Source organism: Dyadobacter psychrotolerans, assembly GCF_004349265.1.
Taxonomy (GTDB): domain Bacteria; phylum Bacteroidota; class Bacteroidia; order Cytophagales; family Spirosomataceae; genus Dyadobacter; species Dyadobacter psychrotolerans.
This window is the reverse complement of record NZ_SMFL01000003.1, coordinates 380,359-402,714: the sequence shown is the minus strand read 5'-3', so window position 1 is coordinate 402,714 and position 22,356 is coordinate 380,359. Positions and strand designations below refer to the sequence as shown.

Annotated in this window: 19 protein-coding genes; 13 read left to right on the top strand and 6 right to left on the bottom strand. The window is 41.3% G+C overall.

The window, feature by feature from the left end; genetic code table 11:
- The first annotated feature begins 347 nt into the window (after positions 1–347).
- The 6 genes from nusB to coaE all read left to right on the top strand — a co-directional run bounded on the left by nusB (position 348) and on the right by coaE (position 4,191).
- A complete protein-coding gene (gene nusB, locus E0F88_RS09490) occupies positions 348–1,514 on the top strand; it encodes a transcription antitermination factor NusB (protein WP_131957994.1) in 1,167 nt (388 codons plus the stop codon).
- A 165-nt stretch (positions 1,515–1,679) separates the two neighbouring features.
- The gene (locus E0F88_RS09485) at positions 1,680–1,982 is read left to right on the top strand and encodes a YtxH domain-containing protein (RefSeq protein ID WP_131957993.1); all 303 of its coding nucleotides are present in this window, start codon (positions 1,680–1,682) and stop codon (positions 1,980–1,982) included.
- Between the two features lie 11 nt (positions 1,983–1,993).
- Positions 1,994–2,437: a DUF1573 domain-containing protein gene (locus E0F88_RS09480; protein ID WP_131957992.1), complete on the top strand. Its 444-nt coding sequence runs from the start codon at positions 1,994–1,996 to the stop codon at positions 2,435–2,437.
- A gap of 50 nt (positions 2,438–2,487) precedes the next feature.
- Entirely contained in the window at positions 2,488–2,790 is a 303-nt protein-coding gene (gene yajC / locus E0F88_RS09475; RefSeq protein WP_131957991.1) for a preprotein translocase subunit YajC, read from the top strand.
- Positions 2,791–2,870: 80 nt separating this feature from the next.
- A complete protein-coding gene (locus E0F88_RS09470; RefSeq protein WP_229213718.1) occupies positions 2,871–3,563 on the top strand; it encodes a YbbR-like domain-containing protein in 693 nt (230 codons plus the stop codon).
- A 4-nt stretch (positions 3,564–3,567) separates the two neighbouring features.
- Entirely contained in the window at positions 3,568–4,191 is a 624-nt protein-coding gene (coaE, locus tag E0F88_RS09465; RefSeq protein ID WP_131957990.1) for a dephospho-CoA kinase, read from the top strand.
- On the opposite strand, the gene E0F88_RS09460 is transcribed toward coaE, so the two are convergent.
- Genes E0F88_RS09460 through E0F88_RS09450 form a run of 4 tightly spaced genes read right to left on the bottom strand, consistent with a single transcriptional unit; the run spans position 4,188 to position 7,409 of the window.
- Complete coding sequence (locus E0F88_RS09460; RefSeq protein ID WP_131957989.1) at positions 4,188–5,945, bottom strand: DNA polymerase III subunit gamma/tau; 1,758 nt, start codon at positions 5,943–5,945, stop codon at positions 4,188–4,190. The genes coaE and E0F88_RS09460 overlap by 4 nt on opposite strands.
- Positions 5,946–5,981: 36 nt before the next feature.
- Entirely contained in the window at positions 5,982–6,830 is an 849-nt protein-coding gene (locus tag E0F88_RS09455) for a glycoside hydrolase family 16 protein (RefSeq protein WP_131957988.1), read from the bottom strand.
- Between the two features lies 1 nt (position 6,831).
- The gene (locus E0F88_RS33645; RefSeq protein WP_165940025.1) at positions 6,832–6,975 is read right to left on the bottom strand and encodes a hypothetical protein; all 144 of its coding nucleotides are present in this window, start codon (positions 6,973–6,975) and stop codon (positions 6,832–6,834) included.
- Positions 6,972–7,409, bottom strand: a complete 438-nt coding sequence (locus E0F88_RS09450; protein WP_131957987.1) for a DUF6934 family protein — start codon at positions 7,407–7,409, stop codon at positions 6,972–6,974. Before E0F88_RS09450 ends, E0F88_RS33645 begins: the two co-directional genes overlap by 4 nt.
- A gap of 124 nt (positions 7,410–7,533) precedes the next feature.
- Between E0F88_RS09450 and E0F88_RS09445 the strand changes: the two genes are divergently transcribed.
- From E0F88_RS09445 to E0F88_RS09420, 6 genes are all read left to right on the top strand, one after another.
- A complete protein-coding gene (locus E0F88_RS09445; RefSeq protein WP_131957986.1) occupies positions 7,534–8,538 on the top strand; it encodes a GSCFA domain-containing protein in 1,005 nt (334 codons plus the stop codon).
- Positions 8,539–8,648: 110 nt separating this feature from the next.
- Entirely contained in the window at positions 8,649–9,755 is a 1,107-nt protein-coding gene (locus tag E0F88_RS09440; RefSeq protein ID WP_131958422.1) for an Mrp/NBP35 family ATP-binding protein, read from the top strand.
- 65 nt (positions 9,756–9,820) lie between these two features.
- Positions 9,821–10,078 (top strand): NifU family protein, encoded by a 258-nt coding sequence (locus E0F88_RS09435; protein WP_131957985.1) that lies wholly within the window; start codon positions 9,821–9,823, stop codon positions 10,076–10,078.
- Positions 10,079–10,180: 102 nt separating this feature from the next.
- Positions 10,181–11,917: a D-alanine--D-alanine ligase family protein gene (locus E0F88_RS09430; RefSeq protein ID WP_131958421.1), complete on the top strand. Its 1,737-nt coding sequence runs from the start codon at positions 10,181–10,183 to the stop codon at positions 11,915–11,917.
- Between the two features lie 163 nt (positions 11,918–12,080).
- Positions 12,081–14,771: an MGH1-like glycoside hydrolase domain-containing protein gene (locus E0F88_RS09425; RefSeq protein WP_131957984.1), complete on the top strand. Its 2,691-nt coding sequence runs from the start codon at positions 12,081–12,083 to the stop codon at positions 14,769–14,771.
- A 153-nt stretch (positions 14,772–14,924) separates the two neighbouring features.
- On the top strand, positions 14,925–16,688 hold the full coding sequence (locus tag E0F88_RS09420) for a phospho-sugar mutase (protein WP_131957983.1): 1,764 nt from the start codon (positions 14,925–14,927) through the stop codon (positions 16,686–16,688).
- 51 nt (positions 16,689–16,739) lie between these two features.
- On the opposite strand, the gene E0F88_RS09415 is transcribed toward E0F88_RS09420, so the two are convergent.
- Both E0F88_RS09415 and E0F88_RS09410 read right to left on the bottom strand, forming a co-directional pair.
- On the bottom strand, positions 16,740–18,485 hold the full coding sequence (locus tag E0F88_RS09415; protein WP_131957982.1) for a M56 family metallopeptidase: 1,746 nt from the start codon (positions 18,483–18,485) through the stop codon (positions 16,740–16,742).
- Between the two features lie 32 nt (positions 18,486–18,517).
- The gene (locus tag E0F88_RS09410) at positions 18,518–18,886 is read right to left on the bottom strand and encodes a BlaI/MecI/CopY family transcriptional regulator (protein ID WP_131957981.1); all 369 of its coding nucleotides are present in this window, start codon (positions 18,884–18,886) and stop codon (positions 18,518–18,520) included.
- 327 nt (positions 18,887–19,213) lie between these two features.
- Between E0F88_RS09410 and E0F88_RS09405 the strand changes: the two genes are divergently transcribed.
- On the top strand, positions 19,214–22,333 hold the full coding sequence (locus tag E0F88_RS09405) for a SusC/RagA family TonB-linked outer membrane protein (RefSeq protein WP_131957980.1): 3,120 nt from the start codon (positions 19,214–19,216) through the stop codon (positions 22,331–22,333).
- The last annotated feature ends 23 nt before the right edge of the window (positions 22,334–22,356 follow it).

The following is a 22,356-nucleotide window of genomic DNA, read 5'->3' as shown; positions in this document are numbered from 1 at the left end:
CGCTGCTGCCGGCTTAAAGCGGTATCAATATTTAGTTTTGAAAAAACGATTGATCAGTTCATTTTACCATTGAAAAACAAAGTTTAACTTCCTGAAATTGTCCTGGCCTGCTCGAAGCGCAATAAGGCTAAGATGCTGCCTGTGTTGATCACGATTGGTATTCCCGGGAGTTTAAACATTTCAAAAATAAAAGCATGGTTGTGATTTTTCCTATTCTTAACAAAATAGTCTAATTTTGCACTCAAATTAAAAAGAAACGCGGGGTATTGTAACATAAAAACCTTGCAATAAAATGCAGACACGTTCTTTGGTTTACTGTACCTTTTTATCCATTAGTATTCCGGCATATGCTGAATAGAAGATTATTAAGAACAAAAGCTGTTCAGGCGCTTTATGCGCGAAAATTGACTGCTGATGCCAATCGCCTTTTGGCACTGGATCAAATTGAAGAGGCATTTGCCCCGGACCTTAACTCTATGGAGTTTCAGGATCGTGTTAAACTAACGGCTATGAAAAAGCAAGCCGGCGTTGTGCTCGACGAACTAATTAAAACAGGCGGGCAAAAAGAGAATGAGGAAATTCCTGCCAAAGTAACTACGGTTGCAAACAGCGCTTTTCTCGCTTACCAAAGGCAAACGACCAGTGACGGACAGAAAATGGTTCGCCGCGTTTTGAATGAAACAGAATCAATTCATGTAGATTTTATACGGGTACTGTCGATGCTAATTGAATTGTCACATCAGGCAAAACTTGACCGGGAAAGAAGATATGACGATCCGGAAGCGCCATTCCCAAAAGACTCAGGGCTTAATTCAAACCGCGTCATACAGGTTTTGGAAGCGGATAAAACTTTGGAAGAAGAAATTATACGTAACGGAATCAGCTGGACCAACGAAATGAACCTGATCCGGAAAATATACCGGGAAGCATTACGTAAAGATGCAGAATATGAAAAATACTGCAGCCAGGCAGTTCATACGCCGGAAGAAGATCAGCTGCTTGTGCAGTATGTTTTAAGACAGGTTATTCTGAAACATGAAGTACCACTTGATTATCTTGAACAGCGCGATCTTTACTGGACAGACCATAGCGAACTCATCCGTGGACTGGCTATCAAAACTTTAAAATCAGCAGACAGCAGCGAAACGCTTCAGATTGCTCCGCTCACCAAAGACTGGGAAGAGGACAGCGCTTTTGTAGAGGAATTGTACCGGATTGTTCTTGAAGAAAGCGATCAGTACGATGTTTATCTTGACGACCAGCTTAAAAACTGGGAGCTCGACCGTATTGCACTTGTTGACATGATTATCCTCAAAACAGCCCTTGCCGAGCTGATACATTTTCCCGGAATTCCCGTGAAAGTGACCATAAACGAATTTATTGAAATCGCGAAAAGGTATAGTACTCCTAAAAGTGGTAAGTTTGTGAACGGAGTTCTTGATGTTCTTTCTGTGAAACTTGCCAAAGAAGGTGTAATCAGAAAAAGTGGACGCGGATTAATTGATAACAAATAGGGTAGAAGTGCGAGGAATTGCTGTTTTGGAATTGAATTTCCGGCCAATTTCAACCTAACTTCTGACACATAAGAATTACCGATTGGAACAATTTTTGTTGAAATTTATTCAGATATCACATCAATAAAGCTAAAAGCAATTGCCTAAGCAAAAACAAAAGAAGCCATGAGCAAAACGAGTAACGGATTAATAGCATTTGCAACAGGTTGTTTAACAGGAGCCGCTTTAGGCATTTTGTACGCACCTGATAAAGGAGAGGTTCTGCGTACACAGTTGACTTACAGGCTGTCAAAGTATCGTGAAAAACTTCAGGAAGTGATTGAAGGAATGGTTGACAGAAAAGATCAGCCGGACAGTTACGCCCGTACGGAAAGTGAAAGAGTTGTAAATGATGCCCGCGAAAAGGCAGAAAAATTACTTGAAGATGTGGACCGTCTGATGGCACAGATCAAAGGACAGGCGAGCTGATCAGTTACGTTATGAGAAAAATATTCGCGTTTACCTTCCCTTTACTTGTCTCAGTTGTTTTGTTCAATTGTTCAGGTGCCGAAAAGAAAAATGAAGCAGATCAAACCAGCTCAAAGCTGCCGGTAATGGCGTTGCTTGATAGTGCTTCCTATGATTTTGGTACCATACAGGAAGGAGCGGTTGTTGAACATACTTTCAGGTTCAAAAATGAGGGAGAATATCCGCTTATTCTTAATAATATTACTTCTTCGTGCGGATGTACTACTCCTGAATGGCCCAAGGAACCAGTAGGTCCGAATGCCACTTCAAGTATCAAAGTGCGGTTTGACAGTAAAAATAAATCGGGGCCTCAGGTGAAAACAATAACCGTTTATGCCAACACGGAACCTGCTTACTCGGAGCTACGGCTGAAAGGAATTGTTAACTCCGCTCCCAAACCGGCAGAAGAGAAGTAAACAAGTTTAGTTTTAATATTTACATTTAATCAGGTAATATCCTTTAAGTAATGAAATTCTCTCTTTTAGCACAAGCAGCAGCAGGCGGTGACCAGGCCATGATTTATCAGGTAGTGATGTGGGTTGGTATCATTGGTGTCTTTTACTTTTTTATGATTCGTCCGCAGCAAAAAAAGGCAAAAGAACAAAAATCGCTTCTTGGCAACCTTAAAAAAGGGGATATGGTCGTTACAATCGGAGGGATACATGCACGTATTTACACCGTTGAGGAAGCTACTGTAACACTTGAACTGGACAAAGGTGTTAAGCTTACGGTTGAAAAATCGGCCATCTCCCGCACCGTTGTGGATTGAGGCAAACAGAAGTAAATAGTTGTTTGTTGGAAAACAATTCGCAACATGCTTTTCAATATTGAACTAACCAAAGATAAGCTGTGAGTGAAGTTCCTTCAGGAAAAAATAAAGTAAAAACCTTTTTGGTTTGTCTGCTGGCGGCCTCTTTTTTCTGGTTAATGAATGTGCTCAACAAGGATAACTACGCCATTAAACTGAGTTATCCGCTTGAAGTTGAGTATGACAATGCGGCATTCGTACCGGTTCAGCCATTACCCCGGCGCGTTTCTGTAAACGTTTCAGGTAATGGCTGGAATCTTTTGCGCAAGTCCTGGCTAAATTTTAATGCACTTCCTGTGGTTTACAGGGTTAATAATCCTACTAAATCCAGTTACATCAACTCGACAACGCTGACGGATCAGATCACCGAGTTGTTTCCTGATCTGCATGTGAACTATGTCGTTTCGGATACGTTCGAACTCAGTTTTGAAAGGAAAATAAGAAGGATCATTCCAATTCGTGTGGATAGTGCCGGCATCGATATGAGAGACGGTTATGTCGTATCAAGTATTATTAATGTATCTCCTTCCCTGATTTCTGTTGACGGACCTATTTCGTTAATCAGGTCTTACCCCGACACAATCCGGATCAAAATCCCAACCCCAAGAATTCAGAACAATTTTGACGAGAGCCTGCCGATACCTTTGCCCGTAACGCCTTTGGTTGAAGTGAGCCACCGTTCTGTTTATGTAAGTTTTGAAGTTGCGCAGTACTTAAATGCGATTTCACAATAGAGCTATGACAGATCAGAAAAACCGTCCTCTGCAAATTGGAGTTACCGGGGGAATCGGTTCTGGGAAAAGTATTGTCTGCAAAATATTTTCCTGCCTGGGTATTTCTGTTTATGATGCGGATTCCCGGGCAAAATGGCTGACGAATGCCGATCCGGAAATTCGTGCCAAAGTCATTGAGCTGCTGGGATCCAAATCTTATGATGAGCATGGGAATTACAACCGTGCTTTTGTTGCTTCACTTGTATTCAAAAATGAAATATTGCTCAGAAGACTGAACAGCATTATACATCCCGTTGTTCAGAGAGATACTGAGAAGTGGGTTTTGGACAGGCAAAAGGAGTCCTACATTATCAAAGAAGCAGCCATTATGAATGCAGCCAAAGACAGTAATTCTTTGGATTATGTAATTGTCGTTCAGTCTCCTGTGGAACTCCGGATAAAAAGAATTCTGGAACGGGATAGCCGTTCGGAAGAGGAGATCAGAGCTATTATTGAAAGACAGGTTTCAGATACAGAACGCAACGAAATTGCGGATTTTATTATTCATAACGATGAAGAAACCGCGCTCATTCCTCAGGTTTTAAAGCTTCACAAGCTTTTTCAGGACCGTGAGAGTATCATTATTTAAAAATCAACATCCAGTCCAAGTGCCTGCTTTAATTCAAGTAACAGCGGATTTTTTTCTGCCATGAAGTTGAATTTCTCAGCAGGGGTGTATGGTAATCTGCTAACCTCTTGAGGCGCTACTCTCGGATTAATATCCAGTTTGGGTTCATTAAAGCGGTTCTTAAGATATCCTAGCAGATCATAACGCATTCCAAGGATGGCATCCATCTGATGGTCATTGTCCAGAATGATCTCGATAATATGGCCGGTTAATTTAAATTCCTTGCGCAACGAAATTTCTTCGGTTGTCGAGTTTTTTACCTGCTTTCTCTTTTCAGCAAATTCATACCAGGCTCTTTGAAGATTTTCTAAAGTAAGTTCTTCTACTTTTGAAGAATGCTCATGAATTCTGTTTTCTGGTGCCGCAGTATCCATCTCACGGGATACCTGGTTTGCGCCCGGCGAAGCAGGTATAAGCTGTGTTGTGCTTCTTAATTTAGAAGGTTTTGCGGTAGCGGCTACGGGTAAAGAAGCGGATGCCGGCTGTGAAGGTAACGCCGATTGTCCGTTCGTTTTTTCGTAAATCGGTGCTGCCGGCTCGCTGATTACTGAAGGTGGCTCTGGCTCAACTTTTTTTTTTGCCGTTTCATCAACGGCTACAAGTGAATTAAGTTGAAGAATTTCGGAAAGTTTAGCCAGCTTCATGAGGCAAAGCTCCACATGCAGCCGCTGGTTTTTTGCCGATTTATAGTTGATATCGCACTGACCTGCCACACTGAGTGCAGAAAGTAAAAAGCTCATATCAGCGCCTACAGATTGTTCAGTGTACTTTCTTTCCGCTGCTTCTGAAACCTGAAGAAGTGTTACCGTCAACGGATCCTTACAAACCAGCAAATTCCTGAAATGTTCAAGCAGTCCGACTACAAACAAGTGTCCGTCAAACCCTTTTCTTAAAATTTCGTCAAACAAAACCAGGGAACGTGCGATGCTTCCGCTTGTGAGCGCATCTGTGATTTTGAAATAATAATCATAATCCAGAATGTGCAGGTTTTCCAGAACTGCTTCGTAGGTAAGCCGGTTGTCGGTGGAAAAAGTTACATTCAAATCGAACATAGACAGTGCGTCGCGAAGACCTCCGTCTGCTTTTTGTCCAATCAGTTCAAGCGCTTCTTTCTCGGTTTCAATTCCCTCTTTTTGCGCAATATCCGCAAGATGGTAAGCTATATCTTTTGGCTGAATACGGTTAAAGTCAAAGATCTGGCAGCGCGATAATATCGTTGGCAGTATCTTATGTTTTTCCGTTGTTGCCAAAATGAAAATGGCATAACCAGGCGGTTCTTCCAGTGTTTTCAGGAAAGCATTGAAAGCCGCCTGAGAAAGCATGTGAACCTCATCAATGATGTAAATTTTGTATTTCCCCGTTTGAGGCGGGTACCGAACCTGGTCTATCAGGTTACGGATATCTTCAACAGAGTTGTTCGAGGCTGCATCCAGTTCATGGATATTAAAGGACGCATTATTTTGAAAACTGATGCAGGATTCACATTCGCCGCAAGCTTCAACATCATCGCTTAAATTCTGGCAGTTAATGGTTTTTGCTAAAATCCGGGCGCAGGTTGTTTTTCCAACTCCTCTTGGTCCGCAGAAAAGAAATGCCTGCGCAAGGTGATTCGTACGAATCGCATTTTTAAGTGTAGTAGTAATATGCGACTGACCAACCACCGAATCGAAGGTGACTGGACGATACTTCCTGGCCGAAACAACAAAATGATCCATGGCCGCAAGTTACCTCCATGCCGCGGAATTTCAAAGTTACTTTTTTTCAATCAGTGGGTATACCCGAACATAATCCACCTCCATTTTTTGAGGGAAAATGCTGTCATCCACGCCTTTCTGTCCTCCCCAATTACCTCCAACAGCAATGTTTAATAAAAAATGAAAAGGTTTGTCAAACGGCCATTGCTCCCAGCTGTAACCGGATTCATTTGCGAACTTAAAATATTCAACTCCATCAACCAGAATAGAAATATATTCCGGAGTCCACTGACAGGCATAAATGTGAAATTCAGATGATACATTGTTTACCAATGTGTTATTGCCTTTGTTAGTTTTGATAGAATGGTTGAAGGCCTTTGTATGAATATTGCCATGAACACGGTTTTGATCAAAACCGACATGTTCCATGATGTCAATTTCGCCATTATCCGGCCAGCCTTTATTACCATAACTTTTTTCCGTTCCAAGCATCCAGACCGCTGGCCAGGTTCCACGGCCCTGAGGCAGTTTCGCTTTTATTTCAAATTTGCCATACAGGAAATCACCTTTGCCTTTGGAAACAAGTCTTGCTGAGCTGTAATTGAGCCTACCCGATTTTTCCTTAATGGAAGTAATTACCAGATTGCCGTTTTCAACACGGGCATTTTCTATACGGTCGGTATAGTTTTGAAGCTCATTATTTCCCCAGCCGTTATCACCGGTAGCATAATTCCATTTTTGCGGATCAGGTTTTCCTGAATAGTCAAATTCATCCTGCCAAACCGGTGAAGTGCCAAATTCATATTTGACGGCGGGCTTTGGTTTGTCTACCTGTTGCGCACAGCCGCTCATCGCGAGAAGTGTACCAAAAAGGATTACTGATACTTTTATAATGAATTCAGACATGTTAGTTGTCTTGTTTGGATGCTGTTTTTACTGGCAGTTTAGAAAGATCTACTTTTTTTAGTATTTCATTTACACGATTTAACTTTTGCTGAACTATTTGCTCGCCGGATAATTTTGAAACTGTTTGATTTTTTTTCGTTTTCATCTTTTTTTAATTAAGTACAACTCATAAATTTTATTTGATTCAAATTTTTCAATCGTATTTCCAAGTATCCCAAAAACATCAAAAGTTTTTGTTATTTCCTCTAATTCCCTGCCTATAATAATCTTGTAAAGCCTTTGGCGTCTATCGTCACTCCCACCGAATACAACGTTACTGCCAGGAAGTTCGTCAAAAAAGTCATTAACTATTTTAAATACCGTGGCCATGACTATTACAAAATCGTCATTGTTTGTTTCAGTCATATCGCTTAATTCACCAGTATTCAATAAATCTAGTAGTGCAAGATTATAGGTGTTGGCAGATGAAGTTTGACTAAAAAGAACGATATTTCTAACTTCCTTCTTAGCACTAACGCTGACAAACTCATATCGGTATTCTGTACGCGAAAGCGTAAACTCGTAGCTATCTTCATTCATGTTACTTAAAGTGTGTGATTTTCAATTCAAAAATAATCTTTTTAAAAGAAACACACGTAGGCTGCTGGCCGAAGACTAGTCAATTCTTGCTAATTTTGTAAACCCCACACAAAAAGCAGACTGCATGAAGCCGATTAAATTGAGTACAGAAGTTAACATCAACCCTCCTGATTGGAAAGTAACTCACCGTTCGAAAATACTGACTATCGGCTCCTGCTTTGCAGAAGTGCTCGGACAGCAGCTCGACAACTACAAATTTCCTGTTATGAGCAATCCTTTTGGAACTGTATTTAATCCGCTCACAATCTGTAAAATTATTGATTCGGTGCTGGATGAAAAAGCACCGCATCCGGGTTTGTATTTAGAGAATCAGGATAAAATTTGTCTTCATCATGATTTTCATTCGTCTCAGTGGGCGGCAGATAAAAGTGATTTGGAAAGGCTTTTACTGGGGAAAATAAAAAATACTAAAAAGTTTTTGTCCGAGGCGGAAGTGTTGGTTGTCACCTTAGGTACAGCTTATGCTTATCGTCACAAGGCAACAAATACGCTGGTTGGAAACTGCCATAAAGTGCCGTCCGATCGTTTTGTGAAAGAATTGCTTCATCCGGATCAGATCGTTATCCCTTTTGAACAATTATTTCATAAACTAAAATCTTTCAGACGCGATTTGCGGATTATTCTGACTGTCAGCCCTGTTCGCCATACCCGTGATACTTTAACTTTAAATCAGGTAAGTAAGTCGACATTAAGGTTGGTTTGCCATCGTTTATCAGAAAAATTCAGGCAGGTTGATTATTTCCCCTCTTACGAAATTATGGTCGACGAGCTGCGGGATTACCGGTTTTACGAAGATGATCTTATCCATCCCAATGCCTTAGCAGAGGATTATATCTTTCGCATTTTTACGGATGCGTATATTGACCAGTCTGCTTTTGGTTTTATGAAGGAATGGGAGAGTGTACGCCTTTTGCTCAATCATCGTCCGCAGCACGGACCAACTGAAAGTCAGTTTAAACTGCTTACTGCGATGAAAGCAAAACTAAGCCAAATGGTTTCTGTAACAGACGTCTCTGCTGAATTGGCAGAAACGGAAAGAAGAATTAAAGAATTTCCTGCTCACAGATAAACTCATTCAGCATTATTGTTGTTGGCTAGTATTGAAGAAACAATTAGCATCACCAGGAGTTAAATTTGAAAAGGGATTATCCAACAGGGATAATGTCCGAAATCCGTCTAATGGGAGAGTTTACAATAAATAAAGAAAAAGTTTTACAGGCGTTAAGTACTGTTGAGGAACCTGATTTAAAAAAGGATCTGGTAACGCTTGGCATGATTCAGGATATCGAAATTGGTATAAATCAGGTTAAGTTTACAGTCGTTTTAACTACGCCTGCCTGCCCGCTTAAAGAGCTGATACGCAGACGTTGTGAGGATGCGATTCATGAACATCTGAGTCCGGATGTTGAGGTTATTATTAATCTTACGGCAAATGTAACCTCTACAAGACAGGTTGGGCCGCTTATTCCGGGTGTGAAAAATGTAATCGCCATTTCATCAGGAAAAGGAGGAGTTGGTAAATCAACTGTTACGGCTAATCTTGCCATGGCGCTGCATCGTTCAGGTGCAAAAGTGGGTATTATCGATGCAGATATTTCCGGTCCTTCGATGCCGCTGATGTTCGGAGCTGAAAATATGCAGCCGACTATTACACCAAGAGATGGTAAGAATTATATCAATCCAATCCGTCAGTACGGAATTAAAATTATATCAATCGGCTTTTTAACGCCTCCCGACAGTGCTGTTGTATGGCGCGGTCCTATGGCCAGCCAGGCATTGAAGCAGTTTTTTGGTGATACAGACTGGGGCGATCTTGATTATCTTTTGATAGACCTTCCTCCCGGAACAAGTGATATTCACCTTACTTTGGTACAAACTGTACCTGTAACCGGTGCGGTTATTGTAACAACGCCTCAGAAAGTTGCATTGGCGGATGCTACAAAGGGAATGGCAATGTTCCGTCAGCCGCAGATTAACGTGCCTATTTTAGGTGTTATAGAAAATATGGCCTGGTTTACGCCGGATGAATTGCCGGATCATCAGTATCATATTTTTGGTAAAGGTGGCGGGCAGGCTCTTGCGGATAAATTTGATGTGCCGTTGCTGGGTCAAATCCCTCTGGTTCAAAGTATTCGCGAAGCTGGTGATGATGGGAAGCCGGCGATTATGAATAACAATCCGATTGTAAATGATGCTTTCAGAGATGCTGCGGAATCTTTAGCACAACAGGTTGCCATCAGAAATGCATCAAAAGAAAAGACACGGCCGGTAGAATTACAGGTATAAGCCGAGGATAACTTTTTGATTTTAAAGATAATTTTTTGCATATTAGCAGATAGATTTTTTAAATAATGGATTCAAAAGAAAAAACAATAGAACTTATTGAGCAGGCGCTCGAAACAGTACGTCCGTATCTTCATGCAGATGGAGGCGATGTGAAATTGGTAGAACTGACTGACGACATGACTGTTGTGCTTGAATTGCAGGGTTCATGTCAAAGCTGTCCTATGAGTGCAATGACTTTCCGTGCGGGTCTTGAAGAATCAATTCGCAAGGCAGTTCCGCATGTGAATAAAGTTGTTGCATCAAATGTAGCTGCACTCGCTTAACTACATATAAATATTTCGTGCGCATACGCATTGGAAATTGATTCGTCCCGATTACTGCCTTATATTGCAGCCGTGATTTGAATGAACCAATCAGTAACGTTTATGCGCATAGGAGTGTTTTTCGGAGGTCCTTCCCGTGAAAGGGAAATTTCTTTCGCAGGCGGGAAAACCGCTTTTGAATATTTAGACAAATCGCTCTTCGAGCCCATTCCGATATTTGTTGATAGCTTCGGACGGTTTATCAAACTGGAACATTCTTACATGTATGCCAGCCAGATAAGGGACTTTTACCCCGCCGAAAATGTCCAGCTTGATGGGTTCAAAACTTACATCGATTCTTATCCGCATCTCGCCAGCGAGCCGGTCCCTGAAAATATAGGATTAGAACTTGCACCTTCTGAATTCAAAGATCATTTTGATTTTGCTTTCCTGGCCATGCACGGTCCTGGCTGCGAAGACGGTGCGATGCAAGGTCTGCTTGAATGGTACCAGATTCCTTACAGTGGTCCCGGATTAATGGGTTCCGCCGTTGGTATTGACAAAATTCTTCAAAATGAAATGATTGCCCTCGTCAACGGCCAGCAGAAAAAAAGCTGGACGCTTCGTTACGATCAATGGGTGCAAAGGGAATATCCACTTCTTTTTCAGGTTTTAAAAAAACATCTTGGTCTGCCCCTGGTAATCAAAGCGCCGCATCAGGGCTCTTCAATTGGAGTAGCTATTGTCAAAGAAGATTCCCTTGAAGACTTTATCGCTGCCGTTAACCAGTGCTTCTTTCAAATTGAAGTTACCGCTGAAACCTGGAAATCGCTGGATGAAAAAGGTAAACGCACCTGGGCACAGAAAATGGCCAATCTTGATGAAGGCATTGGTTTTCCGGTTGTTCTCAAAGGAGAAAGTATCTATTTGCCGCAACAGCTGATCAATCAACTCGATACATATTTTACTGACCAGCATGAAACTCTGTTTCTCAGCAGTTCAAATGCGGAAGATCAGGTTTTGGTTGAGGAATTTGTAAACGGCCAGGAATTTTCATGCGGCTGTATACAATTTGATGATGGCAAACCTTTGGCGTTACCTCCAAGTGAAGTGATCAAAATGGTTGATGTTTTTGATTTTAATGCAAAGTATAAACCGGGAGCGAGCCGCAAACGTATTCCTGTTGATACTACTCTAAGTAAAAATCAGGAAATCCAGCAGGTCATTGCACAGGTCTTTGAACAGCTCGGCATCAACGTCTGCGTTCGCATTGACGGCTTTTTAACTCCGGACGGGACTATTCTGCTTCATGACCCCAACACAATTCCCGGGATGTCTCCGACTTCTTTTATTTTTAAACAGATGGCAGAAATCGGACTGAATGTAACGCAGGCACTAACGTATCTCATTCGCCAGTCGATCCGGGAAAGAATCAGAACGGGTAAGAATACCTGGAATCTGCGCTCGCTGCTTCAACTGCTTGATACAAAAATTAAAAAGGAAACATGGACTGTTAAACCTTCAACGGCAATTGTTTTTGAAGCATCCGATGAAGATTATGTGCAAACCCGTTTGCTTTACGGTAAGATAAATGCAGAAGGAAAATCTAAACCGGTTCCGGTTTTGCATGCTGCGGATGGGAAATATTATAAGCTTCCCAATGCTTTTATGTTCAAAGAATATGTTGCGGATGTTGAAGCTCTGCTTCTTGAGAAAAGACATCCGCTGCTTACCGAAACAGCTGAAAGAGCAAAACAAACGACTGATTTTTACGCTGGAGAAGTAAATTACCAGGTTAGAAAATATGAAAGTCCGGAATTGATTGAAGAGATTACGGACTGGATTTTCATAAAAAAGTAAATTGGACCGGATTGTAACTATAAAGGCTTAATGCTGAACTTTTAAAGGCATTTTGAGATTAATTTGCAATTTCTACGCCGCTTTTCAGGCTTTTTAATAAGCAACTTTCTATATTGTGTATGATTAAAGCTAAATCGATTGATTCAGAAAATTCAAAATATTAATGGCACAGGGCGCTGAGAAAGTAAGATTAAGCCTTCAAAAGGAAAACAAGGGTTGGAAAAAATGGGGGCCATACTTGTCAGAACGTCAGTGGGGCACGGTGAGGGAAGATTACAGCGGGAACGGAGATGCCTGGAATTACATTACGCATGAAATGGCCTATTCCAAAGCTTACCGCTGGGGAGAGGATGGAATAGGTGGTTTTTCTGATAACAAGCAGCACATTTGTCTGTCCTTTGCATTTTGGAATCATCAGGATAAACTTATAAAAGAAAGGATTTTCGGATTAACCAACCGGGAATCGAATCACGGGGAAGATGTGAAGGAAATGTACTATTATCTTGATAGCACACCTACGCACTCTTATACCAAAATGCTTTATAAATACCCCCAAAATCCTTTTCCCTACGAAAAATTACGTCAGGAAAATGGCCGCCGGGGAAAAGCCGATCCCGAGTACGAAATTATGGATACGGGTATTTTCGAAAATGACGAATACTTCGATATTTTCATAGAACACGCCAAGGCAGATGAAGAGGATATTCTGATGAAGGTAACGGTTTTTAACCGCGGGCCCAAAGATGCTCCGATTACCTTATTGCCAACATTGATGTTCAGAAATACCTGGTCCTGGGGTTATGAAGCGTTTAATTACAAGCCTATGATGAACGGAATTTCAAACCGTTTGATTGAGGTAACGCATCGTAAACATGGCAAATATAACCTGTATCTTGATGGCGCGGATGAACTTTTGTTTTGTGAAAATGAAACAAATTTCAAAAAGCTCTACAATACCGCAAATACGACTGCCTATCCAAAAGATGGCATAAATGATTATATCATCAGCGGTCGCAAAACCAATACTGTCAATCCAAACAGCATTGGTACGAAGGCATCAGCCAGGTTTTCCAAGACGGTCAAAGCCGGTGAAAGTGTTTCTTTCCGGATGCGGTTTGTAAATCACAGTATCTCCGAGCCTTTTGGTGGATTTGAGGATTTGATCGCCAAACGTATCCGCGAAGCAGACGAATTTTATGATGATCTTCAAAAAGATGTTGCCGATCCTGATCTGAAATCCATTCAGCGCCAGTCTTATGCGGGTATGTTGTGGAGTAAGCAGTTTTACTATTACAACGTTTATGAATGGCTGAAAGGAGATCCCGCTCAGCCCGGGCCTAACCAGGGACGAAAGTGGGGGCGTAATTCAGGATGGAAACATCTTTACGCGGCAAATATCATCTCAATGCCCGATAAATGGGAATATCCCTGGTTTGCGGCGTGGGATCTTGCTTTCCATTGTGTACCGCTGGCAAGGGTGGATGCTGATTTCGCAAAGAGACAGCTGGAAATTTTGCTTCGTGAGTATTACATGCATCCCAACGGACAAATTCCTGCTTACGAATGGAATTTTTCTGATGTTAATCCGCCGGTACATGGCTGGGCCACATGGAAGGTGTATGAGATTGACAGAGAGCAAAATAACGGAGTAGGGGACATCGAATTTCTTGAAAAAATATTCCATAAACTGTTATTAAACTTCACCTGGTGGGTCAATCAGAAAGACGATACCGGTAACAACATTTTTAGTGGTGGTTTCCTTGGACTGGATAATATCGGTGTTTTCGACAGGTCGACGCCGATGCCTTTTGGAGGGAAATTACAGCAGGCTGATGCAACCGGCTGGATGGCGATGTATACGCTGAACATGCTTCGGATTTCGGTAGAAGTGGCCCTGGTTCATCCGGTGTATCAGGATATGGCTTCCAAATTCTTCGAACACTTCCTGCACATTGCCGGAGCAATGGAATCGATTGGAGGCAAAAATTCCTCGATCAGTCTCTGGGATGAGGAAGACCAGTTTTATTACGATGTCATTCATATCCCGAACGGACAAAGTATTCTGCTCAAAGTTCGCTCTATTGTTGGGTTGATTCCGCTTTTTGCTGTCGAAATTCTTGATCCCCAGAATCTTGATAAAATGCCTGTTTTCAAAAGGCGTGTGGAGTGGGTACTTGCCAACAGACCTGATCTTGCCAGATTGATATCTCGCTGGTTTGAATCCGGAAAAGGAGAAAACCGCTTGCTTTCTATTTTGCGTGGTCACAGGATGAAGATGATCATGAAGCGGATGCTGGATGAAAGCGAATTCCTTTCTGATTTTGGTGTGAGGGCTTTGTCCAAATACCATGAAGAAAATCCATACAAATTTTATATCAACGGAGAAGTTTTGCAGGTTGACTACACGCCAGCAGAAGCTTTGACAGATATTATGGGTGGAAATTCCAACTGGCGCGGGCCAATCTGGTTTCCTCTGAACTACCTGATTTTTGATTCGCTTATGAAATTTCATGCCTATTACGGTGAAGATTTCATGGTTGAATACCCAACGAATTCGGGAAATCTGGTCACTATCAAGGATGCCGCGGTTGGTATTGCCGGCAGGCTAATCAATATCTTTAAAAAGGATGCAGATGGAAACAGAGCCGTTTATGGTGATGATCAGAAACAGCAAAAAGATCCTAATTTCAATGATCACGTGTTGTTTTACGAATATTTCCACGGAGACAACGGACGGGGCTGTGGCGCAAGCCATCAGACCGGCTGGACGGGATTGATCGCTGAGCTTATTCATAAAACGGCAAAGGAAACAATTGTGGAAGTAGAAAAAGAAGTGTTGGTGATAGATAAATAATACCGACATATTTCTACATTTATAGTGCGTAAAAAATTAACATAAAATTCTTGATCCCTTTCCGGTATAAATGACTGATATTCAGTTTTTATGTATCGAAAAGGGATTCCTTTTAACTTTATTACCTAAAATTCATTTCTACTTAAACTAATTATGACTGCAAAACTGGAACCGAATGTAATGGCCAAAGTAAATAGCTGGCTAAACGGTGATTATGATATTGATACGAAACAATCCATCCAGCAGCTGATTGATGAAGCAAACGATACGGAGCTTACAGATGCATTTTACAAAGACCTTGAGTTCGGAACGGGTGGTTTGAGAGGTTTGATCGGGATCGGATCTAACCGTATGAACCGCTACACCGTGGGAACGGCTACGCAGGGTCTTGCAAATTATTTGAATAAAGCTTTTCCAAACGAAGCAAAAAGTGTAGCCATTGCTTACGACAGCCGTATTAAATCGGATGAGTTCGCGAAAATCATTGCAGACATTTTCTCGGCAAACGGCATTGATGTTTATCTTTTCGAAGCACTTCGTCCGACGCCGGAATTGTCTTTTGCTATTCGTGAACTAGGTTGTAAAAGTGGCGTAGTTGTAACTGCTTCACATAATCCGAAGGAATATAACGGTTATAAAGCTTATTGGGATGATGGTTCGCAGGTTGTTGCGCCGCATGATGCCAATATTATCGAAGAAGTAAACGCAATTCAATCGATAGACGATGTGAAATTTGACGGAGACACTTCGCGAATTACTAAAATCGGTGCCGATATCGATGAAAAATATTTAAATCACATTTTGTCACTTTCCATTTCCAAAGATGCTATTGCGCGTCAGAAAGATTTGAAAATTGTGTACACACCTTTACATGGAACAGGTGTAACGCTGGTTCCTTCGCTGCTTGCGAAAATGGGTTTTGAGGCTGTAACAGTGATTGAAGAACAAGCTGAACCAGCTGGTAACGGTCAATTTCCAACGGTAGTTTATCCAAACCCGGAAGAAAGCGAAGCCATGTCCAAAGCAGTTGAAAAGGCAAAGGAAATTGATGCAGACCTGGTAATGGGTACCGATCCTGATGCCGACCGTGTAGGTATCGCTGTAAAAAACCATCATGGCGAAATTCAGTTGCTGAATGGTAACCAGACGGCAAGTGTACTGATTTACTATCTGCTGAACGCCTGGAAAGACGCAGGTAAGCTGACCGGAACCCAGTTCGTTTGTAAAACTATTGTTACAACGGATCTGATCGATAAAATGGCGGCCGCTTTTGATGTGAAATGTTATAATACCCTGACAGGTTTCAAATACATCGCGCAGGTAATTCGTGAGAAAGAAGGTATCGAAGAGTTTATCGGTGGCGGAGAAGAAAGTTATGGATACCTGATCGGTGACGCTGTTCGTGATAAAGATGCCATTGCATCCTGCGCTATGATCGCTGAACTTACTGCCTATGCAAAAGACAAAGGGCTGAGTCTGTTTGATATGTTAATGGAAATCTACAAGCAGTTTGGTTTCTATTATGAAGGCCTGATCTCTCTGACCAAAAAGGGAAAATCCGGTGCGGATGAAATTCAGCAGATGATGGCAGATTTCCGGGCAAATCCGCCAAAAACGCTGGCAGGATCGCCTGTTACGAGAATGGATGATTACAAAGCACTGACTTCGACTGATTTTAACTCAGAAAACACAACTGCTATTCCTTCTGGCGAAATGGGTATCGAACCTTCAAACGTATTGCAGTTCTTTACCGAAGACGGAACAAAATTCACCTGCCGTCCTTCCGGAACTGAACCAAAAATCAAATTCTACGTAGGTGTCCGCGCTGCACTGGAAAAAAATGAAGATTTCGACAGTGTTTATGCGGAGCTGAAAGAGAAAGTTAAAGGAATTGGTGAAGAATTGGGATTGAAATAAAAAAGATTTATTTTTTAAGAAAGCAGGCTGTCGAACTTAGACAGCCTGCTTTTATTTTTTAGTAACAGAAATATATTTCTTGTTATTATCAATTTCTATAATGTTTACAGAAATAAAATCATCAAGATTTAAATTATTTATTTCTTCAAAACTGGCGGGTTTGGCGTTGATATAGAATTCAGCCTTTTTCAGAAGTTCTGTAACTTTCAGAGTGTTTTTATCTGACTTGCCAATGCCTTGTTTTTCTAAAATAAAGGAAGCTCTTTTTCCCAGAAAAGCATCTTTCAATAACACATTTCCAGACGATGACCCGGCACTTTTTGTAAGATTTTTCTCAAAATAGGTTACTTCATTTTTATTTTTTATATCCAAAGCTTTCTGATAATCATTTTCAAGAGACAGGCTAAGCGGTGCAGGTGGTGTTTGCCCCATACCCAAACCCCCTCCGCCTCTCATCACAAATCCTGAATATCCTTTTGAAGGATTAAAACCTTCTTTTCCATCAGAACTTCCTTCGCCTGATGCTCCCTTGGATGTGACGTGTACCGCCAGTGAAGTGATGAAAAGCTGCAAAGGATCATAGGTAATCCGATTTATATCAAGATGACCTCCAAAATTTTGAACATCCTCCTTTATTAAATTAATGTCCTGCCATTTTAGTAAAGGCGATATCGCCCAATACAAAGTATCACCTTTAACTAAAACCCATTTGCTTTTGGTTTTTACACCAGGCTCAACAATCATTTTTTTCTCATCCACTTCATGCTGAGCGTTCACAACAGCCGGGCTTTTCTCTATTGTTTCGGGCGCAGGAACTTGCTGCAACGATTTGCTTTCAATTAAAACGGCTTCGAGGACTGGTTTTACTTCTGGTAAAAGTTCGATAATCTGTTCCTGATACGGCGCTACAAATGCAGAAGAGACATACAACAGGACAATCAATAGTGCGTACTTCCCAAATACGCTTACTCCGGACGGTTTTCGGTTCATCATTTTAATACGTTTTTTTAGAAGTGATTGAGCAAAAGAATTAGTTAACGGGAGTTCTTTGGTTTGGAGGGCAACTTTTAAGAGACTGAATTGATATTGTTTCTTTTCAACACCGTTTTTTAGAACTGCGCGATCGGCGAGGAATTCAAGGTTTCCCTGTACCAATTTGCGATGAGACCAGGCAAAAGGATTAAACCAAAGCACTATGCGCTGAATTTCCGCAAGCAAAAGATCAAGACTATGCAGCTGTCTGGCGTGCTCTGTTTCATGCGCAAGAATATGCTGTAACTCAGCGGAGCAATGTTTATCGGGATTCAATACGATCCATTTGAAAAAAGAAAATGGGGAAACTGTATTTCTGTTAAAGATCAGGGTGATATCTGTATCAAGCTTTTTGGAAGGCTGCTTCAAAAGTACAAGGAACAAACCGAAAATCTGATAAAGCAGCAACAGTGTCATGTATAGCACAACTGAAAGATAAATCAGCATCAGAATATCTGTCACCATCAGCTCTGATGAACGCTGAACCTGCTGAAACGATTTTGAAATATTAACGGGCGTTACTTTGTCCGAAATTAACGGCACAGCATTTACGATACCCGGAACGCTCTGATGAAACTCCTTTTGCACCGCAACAGGTCCCCAGTCAGGAAGCGGCAATAGCGGGATTGACCATGCAGCGGCGACGTTAAAAATCAGCAGCAATCGGTTCATTTTAGAAAATGTTTCAAACTGAATCAGCCAGCGGTAGCAGAGTGTTAAAACACCCAACAAAAAACTGACTTTAATGAGGTACGGGAAAAGCATACTTCTGTGAGGTTTGGTAAAAAATTAAACTTTCACTCTCCTTCTTCAATCATTCTGATGATTTCACGCAGTTCGTCCGGACTGACCTTTTCATTCTTTGCAAAATATGCGACCAGGTCTTTATAGGAATCATTAAAATAATTTCCCACAACTTTATTCAGCACAACTTTATTCTGATAATCTTCTTTGCTAATTGCAGGAAAATACTCGTAAGTATTGCCAAACTGCCTGTGTGTCACATACCCTTTTTCCTCCAGATTCCGGATAATTGTCGAGAGTGTGTTGTAATGCAGCTTTGGCTCTGTAAACATCGGCAGCATGTCTTTTACAAACGCATTTTGCAAATTCCATAGGACTTGCATAACTTCTTCTTCCTTACTGGTCAGCTTTTCTAATTCCATAAAATAAAGGTATAAACTATTTTTATAGTTAACAAACTATTTTTATAGTAGTATGCCGCAAATTATTTCAACCAGTATTTTTAATACAAGAAAATTGTCCGTTTCTTTATTTTGAAGGATATATACCACTCTTTCCTTAAATAAGTCTATCAAACTTGCGCTACCGTACGATAAATTAAATATGGCATTATTATCAATATTATTTATCGAATTGATTATGAAATGCCAAACTATATACGTCATAAAATCAAAACAGCATTATCTTTTTATAGAAAATAATTGCATATTCGTCATTGAATATTAAATAATGTCCTAACAAATGGTATTATGATGAAAAAACTACTACACACCCGTTGTTGGCTGGTGTTGTTAGTTGGCATGTTTTACGCTCATGTCAATTTTGCACAAAACGTTTCTATAACCGGAACGGTCACCGATGAGTCCGGTTCAGACATTCCCGGAGCTAACGTCGCAATAAAAGGAACCACACAGGGAACAACCAGTGATGCGGCAGGCAAGTATACGATCGCGGTACCTGCCGGCGGAACGCTGGTTTTCAGCTTCATTGGATTTAAGACAAAAGAGGTCAGCATCGGGAGCCAGAGAGTTATCAATGTAAAAATGGAATCCGAAGCATCTGCTTTGAATGAAGTGGTTGTAACGGCTTTGGGGCAAACTCAGGAAAAGCGGGCTTTGGGTTATTCTACACAAACGATTACTTCGGAAAGCATCAAAAATTCCGGTGAGCAAAACATCGTCGGTGCACTGCAGGGTAAAATTGCAGGAGCGATAATCACGGGTTCAGGTGGAGCACCAGGTGCAGGTGTTAACATCATTCTTCGGGGAGTAACATCTTTGAGCGGAGGCGCAGACAACCAGCCTTTATTTGTTATTGATGGTATTATAATCAGCAATTCAACATCCGCGGGTAATCCGCTTCCGAGTGCTGGAACTAATTCTCCCGGTGCATCCGAGCAATTTGCCAACACAAACAGGGCTGCTGACATAAATCCTGATGATATTGAAAGTCTTTCTGTGTTGAAAGGTCCTGCCGCGACGGCGTTGTACGGTCTTAGAGCATCGAATGGTGCTATTATCATTACTACAAAAAGGGGAAAATCCGGAAAACTAAATGTATCGGTATCTTCCTCCGTTGGTGTGGATGTTTTGGGTAAATCGCCTTCTATACAAAACACCTTTTTGCAGGGAAGGCTCGGAGAGTTTATTCCGCTTACTACTGCCGGAAGAACACCTTACCAGTCATTTGGTCCGGTACTCGATCCGCTAAACACATCGGATAAAATTTACGATAATTTTCGTGGATTTTACCGGGATGGATTTAGGAACAACAATAATATTACTGTAACAAAAGGAAGTGACAAAGGAAATATTTACGTGTCACTTGGCAGAAACACGCAGAAAGGTATTGTTCCTAATACAAATTTTTACCGTACTTCGGTTAAAGTAGCGGGAGCCTACAATATTACAAAAGCATTAACAGCTTCTGCTTCTTTTAATTACACCAATTCAGGCGGAAAACGCCCGCCGGCAGGTGATAAGTCAATTTTCAGCGCACTGGGATACTGGCCGAATACTTATGATGTAAATGATTATCTGAATGCGGATGGAACCCAGAAAAATATACTGCCCGGCTTTACTGATAATCCAAGATATCTGGTTGAGAAAAGTCCTCGTGTCGATAAAATCAATCGTTACATTTCGGATATTACTTTAAACTACAAAATTACAGACTGGCTTGCAGCGAAGTATCAAATAACTTACGATACCTACCGTGAAACGCGGTCAAGAGAAGTAGATAGCACATTTGATGTGGGTATTCAGGTAAAAGGTTTTTTGATAAATGAGAATCTTAAATTTCGGGAGCTGAATTCAAATCTTTATTTAACCGCACAGAAGCAATTTAATGAAAACTGGAACGGCTCAGTTCTGATAGGAAATTCGATTGTCGACAGCAAGCGTCCGGATAGTTATTATACCAGAGGGGAAAATTTTAATGCGCCTTTCACACATGAAATGTCGAGTTACCAAAATGTGCAAACAAGATTTTACTCTCCCCTTCAATATAGGATCGTAAGCTTTTTTGGAGACGCCAAGCTAAGTTACAGGGATGTATTATATATGAATGCGACAGTAAGAAATGATATCGTTTCGACATTGCCCACCGCCAATAATTCATTTGTTTATTCGTCTTTTAACGCGGGATATATTTTCACTGAACACCTTCCGAAAAACAACATTTTATCCTATGGTAAACTGAGGGCATCATGGGCGCAGGTAGGTAAGGGAACAGATCCTTATGTGACTGGATTTTATTATGATCAGGCTGATAATTTCCCTTTCGGCAATACTGTTCCCGGATATTTTCGCAGGTTGACTACAGCCAACCCGGATCTTAAACCTGAGAGAACGACGTCGATTGAAGTGGGAACTGAACTCCGTTTCCTTAAAAACCGGCTGATGGTGGATGCAACCTATTTCACAATGGATAGCAAGGACCAGATTGTACGTGCTCCGGTATCGAACGTTTCCGGATATTCATCTTACTACACCAATTTTGGACTCATCAGAAACAAAGGAGTAGAATTGCTGTTGAATGCAAAACTGGTTCAGGCAAAGGATTTCACGTGGGACGCTTCTGTGAACTGGTCTAAGATGGCGGGTAAGGTAATAGAAATGCCGGCCGAACTTACCGAGATCACTTATTATGATAATACGGTTGGCTCTCTCAAAGTCAAAAAAGGAAGCAAGATTGGCGATTTATGGGGTTACGATTACGCCCGTGCTCCGGATGGACAGTTATTAATCAATGCAAGTACAGGATTTCCTGAGACCAGTGTGTTCAGCCAGGGATCCACAGCCCTTAAACAGTATGGAAACGCGATGCCGGACTGGATTGGAGGCTTAACGAATACGATCAATTACAAAGGAATATCCCTTTCGTTTCTGCTGGAATGGCGACACGGAGGTGATGTGATTGACCTTGGAGAAAGGAATCCTTTAAGGAGTGGTTCTATTGAGTTAACAGAAAGGCGTTATGAGCAGGTGATTTTTAAGGGAGTTGTAAAGGATGGTGAAAACTATGTTCCGAATACAAAAGCGGTTTATCTGGATGATGCCTTTTATAACCCTTCCACATCGACACGTTTTAACAGCTGGTCGCATTTAAATATTCAGGATGGTTCCTGGTTTCGGCTCAGGAATGTAAGTATCGGGTATTCCCTGCCAAAAAGCCTTATTGGAAATTCGGTCTTCAAAGGTGGGGTGCGATTTAACCTGACAGGCACCAACTTGTTTCTCAGCACACCTTTCCGTGGATATGATCCGGAAGCACTGACTTTTGGATCCGGTACCAATCTAATTGGTTTTGTGGGAAGAAATAATCCTTCTACTAAAAGCTATCAATTTGGCGTAACTGCCAATTTTTAATCTTATTTGGTATAGCATCTGTC